The sequence below is a fragment of the Streptomyces sp. NPDC056161 genome (genome assembly GCF_042268025.1).
Taxonomy (GTDB): domain Bacteria; phylum Actinomycetota; class Actinomycetes; order Streptomycetales; family Streptomycetaceae; genus Streptomyces.
The window spans coordinates 124,482-143,269 of the sequence record NZ_JBHJUV010000020.1 but is presented as its reverse complement, the minus strand read 5'-3'; the positions used below and the strand labels follow the sequence as shown (position 1 = coordinate 143,269).

At 72.1% G+C, this 18,788-nt stretch carries 16 protein-coding genes; 9 read left to right on the top strand and 7 right to left on the bottom strand.

Annotated features, from left to right (window positions below):
• Nucleotides 1-130: 130 nt before the first annotated feature.
• Nucleotides 131-1,900, top strand: coding sequence for a lysine--tRNA ligase (gene lysS / locus ACFC09_RS20465; protein ID WP_376530117.1), 1,770 nt, complete (start codon nt 131-133; stop codon nt 1,898-1,900).
• Nucleotides 1,901-2,104: 204 nt separating this feature from the next.
• On the opposite strand, the gene ACFC09_RS20460 is transcribed toward lysS, so the two are convergent.
• The 3 genes from ACFC09_RS20460 to ACFC09_RS20450 form a co-directional block, all read right to left on the bottom strand.
• Nucleotides 2,105-3,502, bottom strand: coding sequence for a DUF2637 domain-containing protein (locus tag ACFC09_RS20460; RefSeq protein ID WP_376530114.1), 1,398 nt, complete (start codon nt 3,500-3,502; stop codon nt 2,105-2,107).
• A 117-nt stretch (nt 3,503-3,619) separates the two neighbouring features.
• Nucleotides 3,620-4,531: a DUF3558 domain-containing protein gene (locus tag ACFC09_RS20455; RefSeq protein ID WP_376530111.1), complete on the bottom strand. Its 912-nt coding sequence runs from the start codon at nt 4,529-4,531 to the stop codon at nt 3,620-3,622.
• A 116-nt stretch (nt 4,532-4,647) separates the two neighbouring features.
• Nucleotides 4,648-5,490, bottom strand: coding sequence for a DUF3558 domain-containing protein (locus tag ACFC09_RS20450; RefSeq protein WP_376530109.1), 843 nt, complete (start codon nt 5,488-5,490; stop codon nt 4,648-4,650).
• Between the two features lie 213 nt (nt 5,491-5,703).
• Here ACFC09_RS20450 and ACFC09_RS20445 point away from each other — a divergent pair, with 213 nt between their 5' ends.
• Nucleotides 5,704-6,897 carry an RtcB family protein gene (locus tag ACFC09_RS20445; RefSeq protein WP_376530107.1) on the top strand — a complete coding sequence of 398 codons (1,194 nt, stop codon included), beginning with the start codon at nt 5,704-5,706 and terminating at the stop codon, nt 6,895-6,897.
• Between the two features lie 47 nt (nt 6,898-6,944).
• Here ACFC09_RS20445 and ACFC09_RS20440 read toward each other — a convergent pair whose 3' ends face one another.
• Together ACFC09_RS20440 and ACFC09_RS20435 are read right to left on the bottom strand one after the other, a co-directional pair.
• Entirely contained in the window at nt 6,945-7,424 is a 480-nt protein-coding gene (locus tag ACFC09_RS20440) for a MarR family winged helix-turn-helix transcriptional regulator (RefSeq protein WP_376530104.1), read from the bottom strand.
• Between the two features lie 23 nt (nt 7,425-7,447).
• On the bottom strand, nt 7,448-7,954 hold the full coding sequence (locus ACFC09_RS20435; protein WP_376530102.1) for a hypothetical protein: 507 nt from the start codon (nt 7,952-7,954) through the stop codon (nt 7,448-7,450).
• A gap of 262 nt (nt 7,955-8,216) precedes the next feature.
• Here ACFC09_RS20435 and ACFC09_RS20430 point away from each other — a divergent pair, with 262 nt between their 5' ends.
• Nucleotides 8,217-8,555 (top strand): YnfA family protein, encoded by a 339-nt coding sequence (locus tag ACFC09_RS20430; protein ID WP_376530100.1) that lies wholly within the window; start codon nt 8,217-8,219, stop codon nt 8,553-8,555.
• A 78-nt stretch (nt 8,556-8,633) separates the two neighbouring features.
• The gene (locus ACFC09_RS20425) at nt 8,634-9,410 is read left to right on the top strand and encodes an SDR family NAD(P)-dependent oxidoreductase (protein ID WP_376530097.1); all 777 of its coding nucleotides are present in this window, start codon (nt 8,634-8,636) and stop codon (nt 9,408-9,410) included.
• A 236-nt stretch (nt 9,411-9,646) separates the two neighbouring features.
• Here ACFC09_RS20425 and ACFC09_RS20420 read toward each other — a convergent pair whose 3' ends face one another.
• Nucleotides 9,647-10,579: a DUF6597 domain-containing transcriptional factor gene (locus tag ACFC09_RS20420; protein ID WP_376530094.1), complete on the bottom strand. Its 933-nt coding sequence runs from the start codon at nt 10,577-10,579 to the stop codon at nt 9,647-9,649.
• Between the two features lie 201 nt (nt 10,580-10,780).
• Between ACFC09_RS20420 and ACFC09_RS20415 the strand changes: the two genes are divergently transcribed.
• From ACFC09_RS20415 to ACFC09_RS20395, 5 genes are all read left to right on the top strand, one after another.
• Entirely contained in the window at nt 10,781-11,866 is a 1,086-nt protein-coding gene (locus ACFC09_RS20415; protein ID WP_376530093.1) for an LLM class flavin-dependent oxidoreductase, read from the top strand.
• Nucleotides 11,863-12,651: an FMN reductase gene (locus ACFC09_RS20410; protein WP_376530091.1), complete on the top strand. Its 789-nt coding sequence runs from the start codon at nt 11,863-11,865 to the stop codon at nt 12,649-12,651. The genes ACFC09_RS20415 and ACFC09_RS20410 overlap by 4 nt, the downstream gene beginning before the upstream one ends.
• 174 nt (nt 12,652-12,825) lie before the next feature.
• Nucleotides 12,826-13,575, top strand: coding sequence for a response regulator transcription factor (locus ACFC09_RS20405; RefSeq protein ID WP_376530088.1), 750 nt, complete (start codon nt 12,826-12,828; stop codon nt 13,573-13,575).
• Between the two features lie 90 nt (nt 13,576-13,665).
• Nucleotides 13,666-15,174, top strand: a complete 1,509-nt coding sequence (locus ACFC09_RS20400) for an ATP-binding protein (RefSeq protein WP_376530191.1) — start codon at nt 13,666-13,668, stop codon at nt 15,172-15,174.
• Nucleotides 15,175-15,363: 189 nt separating this feature from the next.
• Complete coding sequence (locus ACFC09_RS20395; protein ID WP_376530085.1) at nt 15,364-16,632, top strand: ArgE/DapE family deacylase; 1,269 nt, start codon at nt 15,364-15,366, stop codon at nt 16,630-16,632.
• A gap of 246 nt (nt 16,633-16,878) precedes the next feature.
• Here the strand turns inward: ACFC09_RS20395 and ACFC09_RS20390 are convergent, their stop codons facing one another.
• Entirely contained in the window at nt 16,879-18,684 is a 1,806-nt protein-coding gene (locus ACFC09_RS20390; protein ID WP_376530083.1) for a phosphatidylglycerol lysyltransferase domain-containing protein, read from the bottom strand.
• Between the last annotated feature and the right edge of the window lie 104 nt (nt 18,685-18,788).

The window sequence follows — 18,788 nt, the reverse complement described above, 5'->3', positions numbered from 1 at the left end:
TCGTGGGAATGGATAGACCCAGTCAGTATCCCACGGGGGGTAAAGCGGTTTTCCCGGGTGCGCGGCGGTCTGGGAGAATGGACCGGTCAGCCGTGTGACCGTACGGGCTGCCCTCCGGAGAAAGAAGGACGTGCCGACCGTGGCTCAGAGCACCGAGAACACCGACTGGGTCTCCCGTTTCGCGGATGAGGTCATCGAGGAGTCGGAGCGTCGGGCCCCGGGCAAAGCGACGCCTGTCGGCACCGCTCCGGTGATCGTCGTGGCGTCGGGACTCTCCCCCTCCGGGCCCATCCACCTGGGCAACCTCCGCGAGGTCATGACCCCGCACCTGGTCGCCGACGAGATCCGGCGGCGCGGCCACCGGGTGCGGCACCTCATCTCCTGGGACGACTACGACCGTTACCGCAAGGTGCCGGCCGGTGTCGCGGGCGTCGACGAGTCCTGGGCCGAGCACATCGGCAAGCCGCTGACCTCGGTGCCCGCCCCGAAGGGTTCCGCGCACCCGAACTGGGCCGAGCACTTCAAGGCCGCCATGATCGAGTCGCTGGCCGAGCTGGGTGTGGAGTTCGACGGGATCAGCCAGACCGCGCAGTACACCTCGGGTGTCTACCGCGAGCAGATCCTGCACGCCATGAAGCACCGCGGGGACATCGACGCGATCCTGGCCCAGTACCGGACCAAGCCGAAGCCCGCGAAGAAGCAGCAGCAGAAGGCGGTCGACGAGGCCGAGCTGGAGGCCGAGGAGGGCTCGGGCGCGGCCGGCGAGGACGACGGCAGCTCCGGCTCCGCCGGGTACTTCCCGTACAAGCCGTACTGCGGCAGCTGCGAGAAGGACCTCACCACCGTCACCGGGTACGACGACGACACCACCGAGCTGACCTACACCTGCGACGCCTGCGGTTTCTCGGAGACCGTGCGGCTGAGCGAGTTCAACCGCGGCAAGCTGGTGTGGAAGGTCGACTGGCCGATGCGGTGGGCGTACGAGGACGTCGTCTTCGAGCCCTCCGGCGTCGACCACTCCTCGCCGGGGTCGAGCTTCCAGGTCGGCGGCCAGATCGTCGGGATCTTCGGCGGCAGGCAGCCGATCGGCCCGATGTACGCCTTCGTCGGGATCAGCGGCATGGCGAAGATGTCCTCGTCCCGCGGTGGTGTGCCCACCCCGGCCGACGCGCTGAAGATCATGGAGCCGCAGATCCTGCGCTGGCTGTACGCCCGCAGGCGGCCCAACCAGTCCTTCAAGATCGCCTTCGACCAGGAGATCCAGCGGCTCTACGACGAGTGGGACAAGCTCGCCGGCAAGGTCGCCGCGGGAGACTCCGCGCTCCCCGGGGACGTGGCCGCCTACACGCGTGCCGTCGGTACGGCCGCCGGTGAGCTGCCGAGGACGCCGCGCCCGCTGCCGTACCGCACGCTGGCGTCCGTCGCCGACGTCACCGCGGGCCACCAGGACCAGGCCCTGCGGATCCTGTCCGAACTCGACCCGGCCGACGCGCCGGCCTCGCTCGACGAGGTCCGCCCGCGGTACGACAAGGCCGAGGCGTGGATCAACACCTATGTCCCGGCCGACCAGCGCACCATCGTGCGTGAGGAGCCGGACGCCGAGCTGCTGAAGTCGCTGGACGAGCCGGACCAGCGGTCGCTGCGGCTGCTGCTCGACGGCCTGGCCGGGCAGTGGTCGCTGGACGGGCTGACCCACCTCGTGTACGGCGTGCCCAAGGTGCAGGCCGGGTTCCCCGCCGACGCCACGCCGAAGGAACTGCCGCCGGAGATCAAGACCGCCCAGCGGTCGTTCTTCGCGCTGCTGTACCACCTGCTCGTCGGACGCGACACCGGACCGCGGCTGCCCACGCTGCTGCTTGCGGTCGGGCAGGAGCGGGTGCGGGCCCTTCTCGGGGAGTAGGGGGCTTTTTGCTGGGTGGGGTGCGGGGTTGTTGTTCGGCTGCGGGTTCGTTGTGGGTTCTGCGCAGTTCCCCGCGCCCCTGATGGGGGTGGTGCGTTGTTGGTCGGGTGCGGGTTGGTTGAGGGTTTGCGCAGTTCCCCGCGCCCCTGATTTGGTTCCCCGCGCCTCTGGTTTGGTTCGCCGCGCCCCTGAGGGGCGGGGGTGCTAGGCGATGTGGTCTTCTTCCAGTTCCGCGGTGTGGCGGTTGGTGAAGCGGTTGACCATGCGTTTGGCCTCGTCCGCGGGGAGCGTTCGGCCGAACTCGGCCTCGACGTTGTCGCCGAACTCGCGCGGGGTCGGGTAGCTGCCGTTGATCGACTTCTTGAACACCTGGTAGTACGAGTCCTCGTCCGGCTCGGAGGCCGGGGTGCCGCCGCCCTCGCCCAGTTCACGGGTGCGGTTCGGGCCCACCGGGATCGGGAAGCTGCCGGTGTCCTCCGGGGAGGGCGCGGGCGGCTCGGGCTCGGTGTACTGCTGCTCGGCGGCATGCCGCTGGTCCGCGAACTGCTGCTCTGCGTACTGCTGGTCCGGGAATTGCGGGCCCGCGTACTGCTGATCCGGGAACTGTCGGCCCGGGAACCGTCGGTCCACCTGTGGATCCGTGGCCTGCTGGGCCTCGAACCACTGCTGTTCGTACTGTTCGTCGCTGCCGGTGCCGTACCCGCGGGGGTCGAATCCGGGGTCGTAGCCGCCCTGGTAGTCGACGTGCTGCGGGGGAGTGTGGAACCACGGGTTCTGGTTCGGGTTCTGGTTCTCGGCCGGGTCCGGCTCTCCGGAGCGCTGCTCGGGGATCGTGGGGTGCGCCGGTGCCTGCTGGAGCGGTGCCGGGTCGGCGGCCCGCTCGGGGGCGGGCGTCGCGGGCAGCTCCGGCTGCTGCGGCGGCGCTGGTATCAGGGCCGGTTCGATGCCCGCGGCCGCCAGGCCCGAGGGGGCCGTGTCCGCCAGCGGCACCCCGTACTTCGCCAGCCGTAGCGGCATCAGGGATTCCACCGGGGCCTTGCGGCGCCAGGAACGGCCGAAGCGGGAGCGCAGCCGGGCCTGGTAGACGAGCCGTTCCTGCTCCAGCTTGATGACCTGCTCGTAGGAGCGCAGCTCCCACAGCTTCATGCGGCGCCACAGCAGGAACGTCGGAAGCGGGGAGAGCATCCAGCGGGTGAGGCGGACGCCCTCCATGTGCTTGTCGGCCGTGATGTCGGCGATACGGCCGATGGCGTGCCGGGCGGCCTCGACCGCGACCACGAACAGCACCGGGATCACCGCGTGCATGCCCACGCCCAGCGGGTCGGGCCAGGCGGCCGCGCCGTTGAAGGCGATCGTCGCCGCGGTCAGCAGCCAGGCCGTCTGGCGCAGCAGCGGGAACGGGATGCGGATCCAGGTCAGCAGCAGGTCCAGGGCGAGCAGGACGCAGATGCCGGCGTCGATGCCGATCGGGAAGACGTAGGCGAAATTCCCGAAGCCCTTCTTGAGGGCCAGTTCACGGACCGCGGCGTAGGAGCCGGCGAAGCCGATGCCGGCGATGATCACGGCGCCGGTCACGACCACGCCGATGAGAACGCGGTGCATCCGAGTCAGCTGAATCGGCGCGGCCACCCGTACTCCCTCCCCTTGCGTGTTCTTGCGCGCAACAGGGTGGCACATGTGTGCGGCGCGCGCGTCGCCGGTACGTCAGCAGGCCGCCCGTCAGCCCTTCTTGGCCGACGATTCGGACGGGGACGCCTCCTTGGAGGGCGACTTGGAGGCCGACTTGGCCGGGGACGGCGACTTGTCGGCGGACTCGGACGGCGAGGAGGACGGCGACGCGGCGCTGCCCGTGTTCGCCGACGCCACCGCGGTCACGGCCTCCTTGACGGCCTGCTGCGCGGACTTCAGCAGGTCGTCGGCGTTCGGGGTCTTCTCACCGGCCAGTCCGGCGCCGTTGTAGTCGAGGGTGACGACGACGTTCTCGACGCGTGCCACGACCGTCTGCTGCTTGAAGTCCCCCTCCTTCTTCTTCAGGTCGTAGCGCAAGGCCGTCGCCTCGTCGCCCGTGCCGCTGACGGCCTGCGACTTGAGGTTCTTCGCCCCGGTCACCGCCCGGACGTCCTGGACCTGCTTGGTGTAGTACGCCCGCGCCTGCTCGTCGGCGGAGCCGCGGCCGGTACCGGACTCGAAACGCAGGAGGGAGACGTTGAGCCAGCGGAACTGGGAGCCCTTCACCCCGTTGTCGTCCAGGCTGCTCCAGGAGCAGCTGGCCCGGGACGCCGCGTCATTGGAACTACCCTTTTTGCCGGACTTGGAGCCTTTGGGTACGAGTTGACCCAGTGTCTTCTTCGACAGGACGGAGCACGACTCGGGCAGCGTGCGGTACGCGGCGGCCTGCACGGTCGGCGTGGGGCTCGCGGAGCCGGTGCCGGTGCCGGTGCTGCTGTCGCTCGCCGACTGCTTGGCGTCGCCGCTCGGGGAGCCGGAGTCCGAGGAGCAGCCCGCTGCGGCGAGCGCGGCCGACACGGCGGCCGCGCAGACAAGGGCGCGGCGCAACCGTCCCGCTCGCCCTTCACGCTGATCAGGCTGGTCGTCTCGCTGGGCTGCTCGCTGCATGGTTCCTTCACTCATGACGCTCGTGTTCCTGCGGTCGGATCGTCCGAGGGGCCCACGGTACGCGGTGAGTGAGCGGTGCGGTTCCGGTTCGGCGGCCCGGCGGAGCCTCCCGTCAGGAGCCGAGGGGGCCGTCAGCCGGACAGCGAGCCGGCCAGTTGCACGGCCAGATTCCGTGCCCTGTCCTGCATTTCCTTGCTGTCGGGGGTCGCGCCGACGGTCATCGACTGCTCCGCGTACTCGATGGTCACGATCACGTTGGACGTGCGAAACACCACAGTCACCGTCCGCTGTTCGGCCGTCGAACCCGAGGTGCCGAGTTGGTCGTCGAGGAACGCCTCGTCGCCCAGGCCGTCGAGCACACGCGGCTGGAGATCGGCGGAGGCGGTGCCGTCGGACTCGCCGGCCGAGGGCGCCGAGGACGAGGACGAGGACGAGGGAGAGGGCGTGCCGGAGGGCGAGGCGCCGACGACCGGCCCGGCGCCCGCCATCGGCGCCAGGGAGGATCCGGACGCGGGCGCGCTGGGCACGGGCAGGTCGGCCGCCGTCTCCCTGCTCGCGAACAGCTTCTGAGCCTGGTTGTCGTCGCTGACGGAGTTGTCGTACGAGACGACCCGTTCGAAGTCGACGTAGAGATGGTCGGCGGCGTCGGCGGACTGGACCTTCCAACGGCAGCCGACCTTGCGGTCGGTGTCGTACGTCAGCGTCGCGGTGCCGTCGTACGCCTTGCTCCGCTGGTCCGGGTCGGGAAGCTCCTTGATCCCGGGCAGCAGGGAGTCGAGCGTGCCGCGGCCGACCGCGCCACAGGGTTCGGGGAGCGTGCGGTACTTGCCGGGCTGGGCCGCCTCGGTGGCGGTGCCCGCGTCGCCGGGGTTCGCGTTGTCCGCCGCCCCCGTGGCCGCGGAGCCGCCGGTGCAGCCGGTCAGCAGCGCCACGAGGAGGGCTGCGGTGCCGGTCACATACGCCTTCCGCTGCACGGTCAGGCTCCTCTCGACGCTGTCGGCGCGTTGGGTCCGCCGGTGTCCCCGCCGGTATTTCGCTTGCCGCCGCGGGGCGCCACCTGGAGACAATGTGTATCGCACGCGCCGCCGCCCATGCCGGTCCGTTGTCGCATTTCATCGACCTTGGCGCTGCTTCTGCCCTATTTCGGTTCTAGGGCTTTTTGTGACTCATGGGGGAATGGGGAAGACATGTCGTACACAGAAATACCGGGTGCCAAGGTCCCCATCCGTATGTGGACCGATCCCGCCACGGTCGAGGAGGGCGCGCTCCAGCAACTGCGCAACGTCGCCACGCTGCCCTGGATCAAGGGCCTGGCCGTGATGCCCGACGTCCACTACGGCAAGGGCGCGACGGTCGGTTCGGTCATCGCGATGCGGGGCGCCGTCTGCCCGGCCGCGGTGGGCGTGGACATCGGCTGCGGCATGTCCGCCGTGCGGACCTCGCTGACGGCGAACGACCTGCCCGGGGATCTCTCCCGCCTCCGTTCCAAGATCGAGCAGGCGATTCCGGTGGGCCGCGGGATGCACCGGGACCCCGTCACCCCGGGCCGCTTCCACGGGCTCGCGACTTCGGGGTGGGAGGGCTTCTGGGACCGGTTCGACTCGGTCGCCGAGGCGGTCAGGTTCCGGCGTGAGCGGGCGGCCGTGCAGATGGGCACGCTGGGCTCCGGCAACCACTTCTGCGAGGTGTGCGTCGACACCTCCGGCTCGGTGTGGCTGATGCTGCACTCCGGTTCCCGCAACATCGGCAAGGAACTCGCCGAGCACCACATCGGGATCGCCCACTCGCTCCCGCACAACCAGGGCCTGGTCGACCGCGACCTCGCCGTCTTCGTGGCGGACACCCCGCAGATGGCGGCGTACGAGCACGACCTGTACTGGGCGCAGGAGTACGCGAAGTACAACCGGTCGATCATGATGGCGCTCCTCAAGGACGTCGTCCGCAAGGAGTTCAAGAAGGCGAAGCCGGCCTTCGAACCCGAGGTGAGCTGCCATCACAACTATGTGAGCCGTGAGCGCTACGACGGCATGGACCTGCTCGTCACCCGCAAGGGCGCGATCCGCGCCGGCTCCGGTGAGTACGGGATCATCCCGGGTTCGATGGGCACGGGTTCGTACATCGTGCGGGGCCTCGGCAACGAGAAGTCCTTCAACTCCGCGTCGCACGGCGCCGGTCGCCGGATGAGCCGCAACGCCGCGAAGCGCCGCTTCTCCACGAAGGACCTGGAGGAGCAGACGCGCGGCGTGGAGTGCCGCAAGGACTCCGGGGTGGTCGACGAGATCCCGGGCGCCTACAAGCCGATCGAACAGGTCATCGACCAGCAGCGGGACCTGGTGGAGGTCGTCGCGAAACTGAAGCAGGTCGTCTGCGTGAAGGGCTGACCGGCGGGCTCCGGCTCACCGGCCGCAGCCGCCCGGGGTCCCGCGTCCTACGGCCGGTTCTCGCGCAGGTGGCCGATCCGGTCGGAGCTGAAGGCCACCGTCCGCTTCAGGTGGCGGGCGACCGCGGCCAGTTCGGTGTCGTCCAGGTCCTCGAAGAGGGCGGACCAGTCACCGCCCAGCCGTTCCCACGCCCGCTCGAACTCCGCGATCCTCCCCGGCACGGTGGCCACCAGTACCCGCCGCCGGTCGGCCGCGTCCCGTTCCCGGACGACGTAGCCCGCCCGTTCCAGCCGGTCCACCAGCCGGGTCGCCGAACCGGTCGTCAGCCCGGTCAGTTCCGCGATCCGGCCGGTCGTCACCGGCGTCCGCTCCAGCGTGAGCAGGTTCAGGCATTGCAGATCGGTGGGGTGCAGGCCCAGGTGGTCGGCGACGGCCTGGTTGAACAGGGCGTACGACGCCATGCAGCGGCGGGAGACGGTGGCCAGCTCCGACAGCAGCCGCGTCCGCGCGCTTGCGTCCCCGGTCATGTCCAGCTCCGCTCCCTCGCCTGTCAGAACGAGTACGGGTCCCCGGTGGCGAGGATCACCACCTGTTCCCGGTCGTTGGCCCGGTTGTCGTCCACCGTGCCGCCGCTCCACACCGTGTCGAGTTCCAGCGTGACCTCCGTGGGCCGGTCCCGCAGCGTCACGCCGAGCCGGATCTGCTCCCCGAAGCCGTCCGCGGCCAGCGGTCCCGTCCCGCAGACCAGCACCCGCTCGCCCGTGCGCGCACACCCGGCGGGCAGCTCCAGCCGGTCCGCGAGCGGTACCGACCAGCGCAGTTGCACGCTGGCGCCCGGTACGGCGGACGGTCCGTGGTTGCGCGGGGTGAACCGGACGTCGACCCGTCCGCCGCTCAGCACCGCCGACCCGTGGTAGGCCAGATCCGCCTCCGGCGCACGAGCCGCACCGGCCCCACCGGCCGCACCGCCCGTTCCGGTCGCCCCGGCGGGCCCGGCCGCGGCGACCGCGGCCAGTACGGCGGTCCCCCACACGGCGAGCACCCTCGTCCTACGCATGCCACCCACTCTGTGTCCTACACATGTCACCCACTCCGTCGTCCGGTCCGATGTCGAGCCCGTTGCCGAGCCCGTTGCCGAGTGCGTACGCCCATGACCCGCGGACGGCCATGACGACCCCCGGAAGGCCATGACGACCCGCGGAACCCGAGGAAGGCCATGACGTCTGCCGGAGGCCAGGGCGTACGGAGGGATGTATCCCACGCGGAGCGGACGTCAGGCGCCCTCCAACAGGTGACACCGGGCGTGCCAAGCTGCCGCCATGCTGATCCTCCGCTCCGCCGCCCTGTTCGTCGTCGCCGCCCTCTTCGAGATCGGCGGCGCCTGGCTCGTCTGGCAGGGCGTCCGCGAGCACCGCGGCTGGCTGTGGATGGCCGGGGGCGTGCTGGCCCTCGGCGCCTACGGCTTCGTCGCGACCTTCCAGCCCGACGCCCACTTCGGCCGCATCCTCGCCGCGTACGGCGGGATCTTCGTCGCGGGTTCGATCCTGTGGGGCGTGGTCGCCGACGGTTACCGGCCCGACCGCTGGGACCTCACCGGCGCGCTGATCTGTCTCGTCGGGATGGCGGTGATCATGTGGGCGCCGCGCGGCTCCGGCTGATCGTACGGACGCCGCACGGCGGTGCCGGTCGCCTACCCTGGGTGGCGTAGCCCGTACGCCTGTCCGAGGAGCAAGCCCATGGCCCCCGCCGTACCGTCCGCCGCCTCCCGCATCGCCGTCGTCACCGGTGCGAGCAGCGGAATCGGCGCCGCCACCGCCCGCGGGCTGGCCGCGGCCGGGTACCGGGTGGTCCTCACGGCCCGCCGCAAGGACCGCATCGAGGCGCTGGCCGAGGAACTGACCGAGGCCGGGCACGAGGTGACGGCGTACCAGCTGGACGTCACCGACCGGGCCGCCGTCGACGAGTTCGCGACCGCCTTCAGGACGGTCGGCGTGCTGGTCAACAACGCGGGCGGAGCGCTCGGCGCCGACCCGGTCGCCACCGGCGACCCGGCCCACTGGCGCACGATGTACGAGACGAACGTCATCGGCACCCTCAACGTCACCCAGGCACTGCTCCCCAAGCTGGAGGCGAGCGGCGACGGCACGGTCGTGGTGGTCTCCTCCACCGCGGGCCTCGGCACCTACGAGGGCGGCGCCGGCTATGTCGCCGCCAAGCACGGCGAACACGTCCTCGCCGAGACCCTGCGCCTGGAGATCGTGGGCCGGCCGGTGCGCGTCATCGAGATCGCCCCCGGCATGGTCAAGACGGACGAGTTCGCGCTGACCCGCTTCGGCGGGGACGCGGCGAAGGCGGCGAAGGTGTACGAGGGGGTGGCCGAGCCGCTCACCGCCGCGGACGTGGCGGACACGATCACCTGGGCGGTGACCCGCCCGAGCCACGTCAACGTGGATCTGCTGGTCCTGCGTCCGCGGGCCCAGGCGTCGAACACGAAGGTGCACCGGGAGCGGTGATCTCCCCTGGCCCGGTGCCGGTTCGGATCCGGGGGAGGCGGCCGCGGTCGTCGCCCGGCCGGTGCCGCACGGTGCGGCCGGGCCGGCAGGTGGTGTGATGGGGCCGGCGGTTGTCGGGGCCGGGCCGGTCGGTGGTGTGGTGGGGGCGGCGGTTGTCGGGGCCGGGCCGGTCGGTGGTGTGGTGGGGGCGGCGGTTGTCGGGGTCGGGCCGGTCACCGGTGGCTGTGCGGGGCCCGTCACGGGGTCTCCCGCGCCGCCCCGGGGCGTACCGCTGCCGCATAGGAGGTCGGGGACATCCTCACGGTCGCGGTGAAGTCGCGGACCAGGTGGGCCTGGTCCGCGTAGCCGAGGTCGGCTGCCAGGGCCGCCCAGTCCACCGTGCGTTCGGTCTCGGCGCGCTCCAGGGCCTCATGGATGCGGTAGCGCAGGATGACCCACTTCGGCCCTACCCCGACGTACCCGGCGAAGAGACGTTGCAGCAGCCGTACGGACAGGCCCTCGGCGCGGGCGAAGTCGCTGACGCGGCGGATCGTGCGGTCGGTGCGGATGCGGTGCACGAGGGCCGTCGCGAGGTCGGCCTGCGGGTCGGGTCGGGGCAGGCGGCCGAGCAGGAACGCGTCCAGGGCGGCGACGCGGGCGTCCTCGTCGTCCGGGTCGAGCACGGCCCGCGGGTCGGCGTCCGGCCAGACCTCGGTGAAACGGACGCGGCGGCCGGTCCAGTCGGCCACCGGGCGGTCCGGGGCGAAGGGCCGGAAGCCGCCGGGCCGGAACTGGATCCCGCAGACCCGGCCCCGGCCCTCCAGCTTCTGCGCGAACAGACCGAGCCCGACCCCCGCGACCTCGGCGAACGGCTCCTCGCCCGCGAACCGCTGGAAGACCACGTTCACCGACGGGTGCGGCACGACCTGGGAGACGTACGGCCGGCTGAGGTCCCAGTCGATCAGCCAGTAGTGCTCCAGGTAGGGGCGTAGGGGCGGGGCCGGATTCCCGGGGCTGCCGGGTGTCCCGGGGTTGCCGGGTGTCCCGGGGTTGCCGGGTGGGGCGTCGGGGTCGCCGGGTCCGTGTGGGGCCGTGGGCCTGCGGAACGGCTCCCGGCGCCGGAAGTCCACGTGCGCGAAGAGTTCCGCGGGGTCGACGATGCCTCGGGTGTCACGGCGTGGGGCTGCCATGCCGGGATCGTAGGCCGGGGTACTGACAAGGGCCCGGGGCGCCGACGGCGGGCCCCGCTGAACCCGCCGGACCCGCCGGACCCGCTGAACCCGCCGGACCCGCCGGACGCTCGGCACCCGCCGGACCCGCGGAATACGGAGCCGAGGCCGACCGTTGGGCGGGTATAGTTGAATCGTCAACCAATCGGAGGGTGAGCGGCCATGCAGTTCGGGATCTTCAGCGTCGGTGATGTCACGCCGGACCCCACGACGGGCGGTGTGCCGACCGAGCACGAGCGGATCAAGGCCATGGTCGCCATCGCGTTGAAGGCGGAGGAGGTCGGGCTGGACGTGTTCGCGACGGGTGAGCATCACAATCCGCCGTTCGTGCCGTCGTCGCCGACCACGATGCTGGGGTACGTCGCGGCGCGGACGGAGCGGCTGGTGCTGTCCACGTCGACGACGCTGATCACGACGAACGACCCGGTGAAGATCGCGGAGGACTTCGCGATGTTGCAGCACCTGGCGGACGGCCGGGTGGACGTGATGATGGGCCGCGGGAACACCGGGCCGGTCTATCCCTGGTTCGGGCAGGACATCCGGCAGGGCGTCAACCTGGCGGTGGAGAACTACGCGCTGCTGCACCGGCTGTGGCGTGAGGACGTGGTGGACTGGGAGGGGCGTTTCCGCACTCCGTTGCAGGGCTTCACGTCCACGCCGCGTCCGCTGGACGGTGTGCCGCCGTTCGTGTGGCACGGCTCCATCCGTTCGCCGGAGATCGCCGAGCAGGCCGCCTATTACGGTGACGGTTTCTTCCACAACAACATCTTCTGGCCGGCCGAGCACACGAAGCGGATGGTCGAGCTGTACCGGACGCGGTACGCGCATTACGGGCACGGGACGCCGGAGCAGGCGATCGTCGGGCTGGGCGGTCAGGTGTTCATGCGCCGGAACTCGCAGGACGCGGTGCATGAGTTCCGTCCGTACTTCGACAACGCGCCGGTGTACGGGCACGGCCCGTCGCTGGAGGAGTTCACTGCGGAAACCCCGCTGACCGTGGGTTCCCCGCAGCAGGTCATCGAGCGGACGCTCTCCTTCCGCGAGTACGCCGGTGACTACCAGCGCCAGCTGTTCCTGATGGACCACGCCGGGCTGCCGCTGAAGACGGTCCTGGAACAGCTCGACCTGCTCGGCGAGGAGGTCGTACCCGTGCTCCGCAAGGAGTTCGCCGTCGGCCGCCCGGCCGACGTGCCCGAAGCCCCCACCCACGCTTCGCTGCTCAGCGCCAAGGAGGTGTCCGCCGCATGAAGCTCGTCGTCGTCTCGGCGGGACTGAGCGTCCCGTCCTCCACCCGGCTGCTCGCCGACCGGCTGGCCGCCGCCGTGCCGGACGTCGCGGCCGACGCCCAGGTCGTCGAGCTGCGCGAACTCGCCGTGGAGATCGCGCACCACCTCACCAACGGCTTCCCGGGCCGCACCTTGTCCGCCGCGCTCGACGCGGTCACCCGGGCCGACGGGCTGATCGTCGTCACCCCGGTGTTCACCGCCTCGTACAGCGGGCTGTTCAAGTCCTTCTTCGACGTGCTCGAACCGGACGCGCTGGCGGGCAAGCCGGTGCTGATCGCCGCGACCGGCGGCACGGCACGGCACTCCCTGGTCCTGGAGCACGCCCTGCGTCCGCTGTTCGCCTACCTCAAGGCCGTGGTCGTACCGACCGCCGTGTACGCCGCCTCGGAGGACTGGGGCGGGCGGGGTCTCGCGGAACGGATCGACCGGGCGGCGGCGGAGCTGGCCGCGCTGATGACCGGACTGACGGTGAGCAGGGGGAATGAGGGGAAGGTAAGGAAGGCGGGGAAGGCGGGGAGTATGAGGGAATCGGGGCCTGAGAGGAGTGAGGGGGAGCCGGGGACTGTTGGGGAGCCGGGGAATCCGGGGCACGAGGAGACGGTGAGGAGCGCGGGGAGCCTGGGGCAGGCGGTGCGCGCGGGGCGCGCGGCGGGTGGGTCGGGGGACGAGGCCGTCGAGTCGAGGGCCGACGACGTCCTCGACGTGGTGCCCTTCGAGGAGCAGCTGGCGAGGCTCCGCACCGCCTGAGGACCCGCGGTGTGCCCCCTGAGTGCCGGCGCCGCGGCGCGTTCCGGCCGACGGTGAGAAGACGGTAGGCCCCGGCTTCAGGTTGCGTCCGGGACGGTGAGAGCCGGGTAAAAAGGGTGATCGTACGTCCGCTCGGCCCGCTCGAACCGTCGGGGGACTTGGCAAACTGGGTGCGTGCCCCAGACTGTGCTGCTCGCCGAAGACGACCGCGCCATCCGCCATGCCCTGGAGCGGGCCCTGACGCTGGAGGGCTATGAGGTGACGGCCGTCGCCGACGGCGTGGAAGCGCTGGCGCATGCCCACCGCACCCCACCGGACATCCTGCTCCTCGACGTGATGATGCCCGGGATCGACGGCCTCCAGGTGTGCCGGGTGCTGCGCGCCGAGGGCGACCGCACCCCGATCCTGATGCTCACCGCGCTGGTCGAGACCGCCGACCGGATCGCGGGCCTCGACGCCGGGGCCGACGACTACGTGGTCAAGCCGTTCGACGTCGAGGAGGTCTTCGCCCGGCTGCGTGCCCTGCTGCGCCGTACCACCCCGGTGGCCGCGGGCGGCAGCGGAGGCGGCGGCAGCAGCGGGGGCGCCGGTGCCGCCCCGGTCCGCGAGGCGCACGCCGACGACCGCCAGGTGGAGGCGGCCGGGCTGCGCATGGACCTCCAGGCGCGTCGGGCCTGGCGCGGCAAGCGGGAGCTGGAGCTGACCCGCACCGAGTTCGAACTGCTGGAACTGCTGGCCCGCAACGCCGGCATCGTGCTCGACCACTCCACCATCTACGACCGCATCTGGGGCTACGACTTCGGACCCGGCTCCAAGAACCTCGCCGTCTACGTCGGCTACCTGCGCCGCAAGCTCGACGAACCCGGCGCACCGCAGCTCATCCACACCGTGCGGGGCGTGGGTTACGTGCTGCGGGAGGACTGAGTGGGCCGCCTGCGCCGGTCGACGGCCCCGCGCAGGCCGCCCGCGCTGCGCGGACTGTCGGCCCTGCGCAGTTCGCCCGCGCTGCGCAGACTGTCGGCGTTGCGCCGGCTGACGGTGCTGCGTCGGCCCAAGCTCGTCTCGCTGCGCACCACCTTCGCCGTGTCCTTCGCGGCCATCACCGCCACCGTCACGATCCTCGTCGGCATCCTGTCCTACAACGCCGCCGCCCGGCTGGTCCGCGTCGACCAGCAGTCCGTGTTCACCCAGGTCGTGCAGGACGTGCAGAGCGAGGTACGGCAGAAGGAGATGGTTCCGCAGGACTTCAGCTCCACCCGGCCGGGACACGACGTGGTCCGGCCCAGCCGCACCGACGTCCAGGTGCTCGGCGCCCAGGGCGAGATCGTCGACCACGGCAGCCCGGTGCTGCCGGTCACCGTCAAGGACCGGGGCGTCGCCACCGCCAAGGAGGCCGGGCGGACGGTCCAGTACACCGACGTGCGGGTCGCCGACGACCTGTTCCGCGTCGCCACCGTCGCGCTCGGCGACGGGCGGGGCGCCGTGCAGGTCGCGCAGGAGTTCAGCGACACCGAGGACCTGCTGCGGGCGCTCCAGCAGCGCACGCTGGTCCTGATGGCCGCGGTCGTGATCGCCGCGGGACTCGTCGGCTGGTGGCTGGCCCGCCGGATCACCCGGCGCCTGGTCATCCTCACCACCACCGCCGAGGACGTCGCCCGCACCCGCCGGCTGGGCATCCAGGTGCCCGTCGCCGGCCTCGACGAAGTCGGCCGCCTGGGCCGGGCGTTCGACCGGATGCTGGGGCGGCTGGCCCAGTCGGAGGAGGACCAGCGGCGGCTCGTCCAGGACGCGGGCCACGAACTGCGCACCCCGCTGACCTCCCTGCGTACGAACATCTCCCTGCTGCGCCGCATCGACGAGCTGCCGCCCGGCACCCGCGACGACCTCGTCGCCGACCTCACCCAGGAGGCCCGCGAGCTGACCGACCTGGTCAACGAACTGGTCGACCTCGCCGCCGGGCAGTCCGACACCGAGCCGACACAGCGGATCGACATCGCGGACATCGCCGAGGACGTGGTGGGCCTGGCGCGCCGCCGCACCGGCCGGGAGATCACGCTGCGGACCGGCGGGGACACCGTCACCGACGGACGACCCGGCATGCTCCAGCGCGCGCTGTCCAACCTGGTGGAGAACGCCGCCAAGTTCGACAGCGACCGCGGCTCGCCCATCGAGGTCCGGATCACCGGCCCGGCGCCCGCCACGGCCCGGCAGTTCTTCCGTCCCTACGAGGGCGGGGCGGGCTCGGCCCGGGTGCACGCCCGTCCGGCCGGACCGGTGCGCGTCGAGGTCCTGGACCGCGGACCGGGCATCGCCGACGGCGACCTGATCCGTATCTTCGACCGCTTCTACCGCGCCGCCGACGCCCGCTCCCTGCCCGGCTCCGGGCTGGGCCTGTCCATCGTGCGGGAGGTGGCCATGGCACACGGCGGAGCACCGTTCGCGCTGCGCCGGGACGGCGGCGGCGCGGTGATCGGTTTCACGGTGGGCGGGGGCGTCACCGGGGATCCGGGCGACGGGACATGAGGGCGACGGGACATGAGGGAGATCGCGAGCGAGGGTGTTCGGCGCGTCCGCCACGAGGGAGATCGCGAGGGAGACCAAGAGGGAGGTCGCGAGGGAGGTCGCGAGGGAGCGATACGAAGATCGTGACGAAGACCGTGACGGAGATCGTGACGAAGGCCCGGCAGCCGGGAACGGCCGAAGGAGCACCGCATGCTGACTGACGCGGAGGCCGCCGCCCTCGCCCACCTCGACGAGGCGGACATCGGCCGGACCCTGCTTGAGCTGATCGCGATCCCCAGCGTGACCGGGAGCGCCGCCGAGTCCGAACTCCAGCACCACCTCGCCGGGCGCCTGGAGCGGCTCGGACTGGAGGTCGACCTGTGGTCCATGGACCTGCCGGCCCTGCTCGCCGACCCCGCCTTCCCCGGACTGGAGGCGCCCCGCGACGAGGCATGGGGCCTGGTCGGGCACACCACAGGGGACGGCGACGGGCCCACGCTGATCCTCCAGGGCCATGTGGACGTCGTACCGCCCGGGGACCCGGCGGCCTGGGACGGCGACCCGTTCGTACCGAGGGTGCGCGGGGACGTGGTCCACGGGCGCGGCGCCTGCGACATGAAGGCCGGGCTGGTGGCGCACCTCGCCGCGCTGGCCGCGGTCCGGGCGGCGGGGGTGCGTCCGCGCGGCCGGGTCGCGGTGCACTGCACGGTCGGTGAGGAGGACGGCGGGATCGGTGCCTTCGGCACGCTGCGGCGCGGGCACACCGGTGACGCCTGCGTCATCACCGAGCCGACCTCCGGCACCCTGATCACCGCCAACGCGGGTGCCCTCACCTTCCGGCTGGCCGTTCCCGGCCGGGCGGCGCACGCCGGTTCGCGGGAGGCCGGGGTCAGTGCGGTCGACGCCTATCTGCCGCTGCACCGGGCGCTGGCCGCTCTGGAGGCCGACCGCAACTGCGATCCGTCCCCGCTGATGGCCGAGTACCCGCTCCCGTACGCGCTGTCCGTCGGCACCCTCCGGGCCGGCGACTGGGCGAGCACCGTGCCGGACCTGCTGGTCGCCGAGGGCCGGCTGGGCGTCCGGCTCGACGAGGAACCGGCCGACGCGCGCGCCGAGTTGGAGCAGCGGGTGGCCGAGGCGTGCGCCGCCGACCCGTGGCTCGCGGCGCATCCGGCGACCGTGAGCTGGCCCGGCGGGCAGTTCGCGAGCGGGCGGCTGCCTGCCGGACACCCGCTGCGCGACGAGGTGCGTGACGCCTGCACCGACGCCAACGGCTGGGCGGCCCGCCCGCGGGAGCGCGGCGCTCCCTACGGCAGCGACCTCAGGCTCTATGCCGCGGCGGGTGTGCCGACGCTCCAGTACGGGCCGGGCGACGTACGGGTGGCGCACAGCGCGCACGAGCACGTGTCCGTGCGGGAGGTGGTGGAGGTGGCGCGGACCCTGGTGGTCACGGTGTTGCGGGTGGCGGGGACGAGGTGACCCGCGGATCGCGGAGCGGGCTGCGGCGGCGCGTGCGGGCAGCGGGCTGCGGCGGCGCGAGCCGGAAGCGGGCTGCGGCATCTCGGTGGTCGCCGGCCGACAAGCGGCCGGTGGCCGACAAGCGGCGACGAGGTGAGCGACGAAGTGAGCTACGAAGTCAGCTACGAAGTCAGCTAAGGGCGGGTCCGCGGGCCGGGAGGTGAGCGGGTGAGGTGAGCGGGAAGTGAGTGGGGAGCGACCGGGACCCTAAGCGCGCGGCGCGCGCCTGAGCCGGGTCAGGGACGGCAGGCCGGGCCGGGTGAGGAAGCCCGGCGGAGTGAGGAAGCCCTCCGCACGGGCGCTCGCCAGCCCGATGCGCGGGATGTCGCTGCTCTTGGCGAACAGCAGGAACCGCGGTTCCCACAACGGCCGGTACTTGGCGTTCGCCCGGTACAGGGACTCGATCTGCCACCAGCGGGAGAAAAACGTCAGCACCGACCGCCACAGCCGCAGCACCGGGCCCGCCCCCAGCCGGGAGCCGCGCTCGAAGACGGACCGGAACATCGCGAAGTTCAGCGACACCCGCCGCACGCCCAACTCCCCGGCACGCAGCAGCAGTTCCACGACCATGTACTCCATCAGCCCGTTCTCGCACGCCCGGTCCCGGCGCATCAGGTCCAGGGACAGGCCGTGCCCGCCCCAGGGGACGAAGCTGAGCAGCGCGCGCGGTTCCCCCGTCGCGTCCCGGCACTCCAGCATCACGCAGCGCCCGTCCGCCGGGTCGCCGAGGCGGCCGAGAGCCATGGAGAAGCCCCGTTCGGTGGCGCCGTCCCGCCAGTGGTCGGCGCGGTCGACCAGCAGGGCCATCTCGGCCTCGGGGATGTCCGCGTGGCGGCGGACGCGCACCGTGTACCCGGCCCGCCGGACCCGGTTGTGCGCCTGGCGGACCACGCGCATCGCCCGTCCCTCCAGCGTGAAGTCGGCCAGCTCCACGATCGCCTCGTCGCCCAGCTCCAGGGCGTCGAGGCCGTGCCGGGCGTAGACGGTGCCGGCCTCCTCGCTCGCGCCCATCACCGCGGGCGTCCACGCGTGCCGGCGCGCCTCGGCGAGCCAGGCGTCGATGGCACCGGGCCACGCCTCCGGGTCGCCGATCGGGTCGCCGGAGGCCAGGCTGACGCCGCTGACCACTCGGTAGGTGACGGCGGCCTTGCCGCTCGGGGAGAAGCGGGCCGCCTTGTCCCGGCGCAGCGCGAAGTAGCCGAGCGAGTCGCGCTCGCCGTGCAGCTCCAGCAGGGTCCGCAGCCGCTCCTCGTCCTCGGCGGCGAGCAGCGCCCGGCCGCGCGGGGCGCGGAAACAGGCGTACAGCACGAGGAGGACGGTGGCGGCCATCAGGACGTTGACGACGATGTCGACCCAGTGGGGCGCGCTCACCGCGTCGACCCGGTCGGCGAGCGGGCCCACGCTGACGCCGCGCAGCAGGGTGTACGCGATCCGGTCCTGGAGGCTCGCTCCCGACTGCCGGTTCGTCGCGCTCACCAGGAGCGTGCCGAGGGCGCCACTGACCAGGAGGCCGCCCGCGCCGGCGGCCGCCGCGAGCCGTGGGTTGGAGCGGTCGCCGATGGCGTCGAACTCACGGCGGCCGATCAGCAGCGCGGCCACGAACAGGCCGGTGAGGGCGGTGGAGAGCCAGTTGAAGAGGTGCGCGCCGTAGGTGCCGGTGGCGAGCGCGAGCACATAGAGGCAGCACAGGGGGCCGGCGAGGAGCAGGTTGAAGACCCAGGCGGCGCGTTTGCGGCGGCGCATCACCACCGCGAGGAACACCGCGAACGCCGCCGAGCCCAGGCCCGCGGTGGCCAGGTACGGCGTGAAGAACTCGCCCCCGTTGTGCTCGTGCACCTCCTCCCGGAACGGCAGCGACACGACCGCGGCGATGTTGAGCACGGCGAGCAGCCGCAGGTACCAGACGGTCGCGGCGGCCGCCCGCGCCCGCAGCCGGGCGGGCACGGCGGGGCGGCGGCGGTCGTGCCGCACGGGGACCTGAGCGGAAGTCGGCGTCGACTGCTGTACGGGCATGGTGACCGGCACCTTGGGACCGGAAGGGGGACGGGGGACCGGAAGAGGAACGGAAGCCAAGTCCAACAACCCTACAACTTGTAGGGTATTGGCCAGGTAAGAAG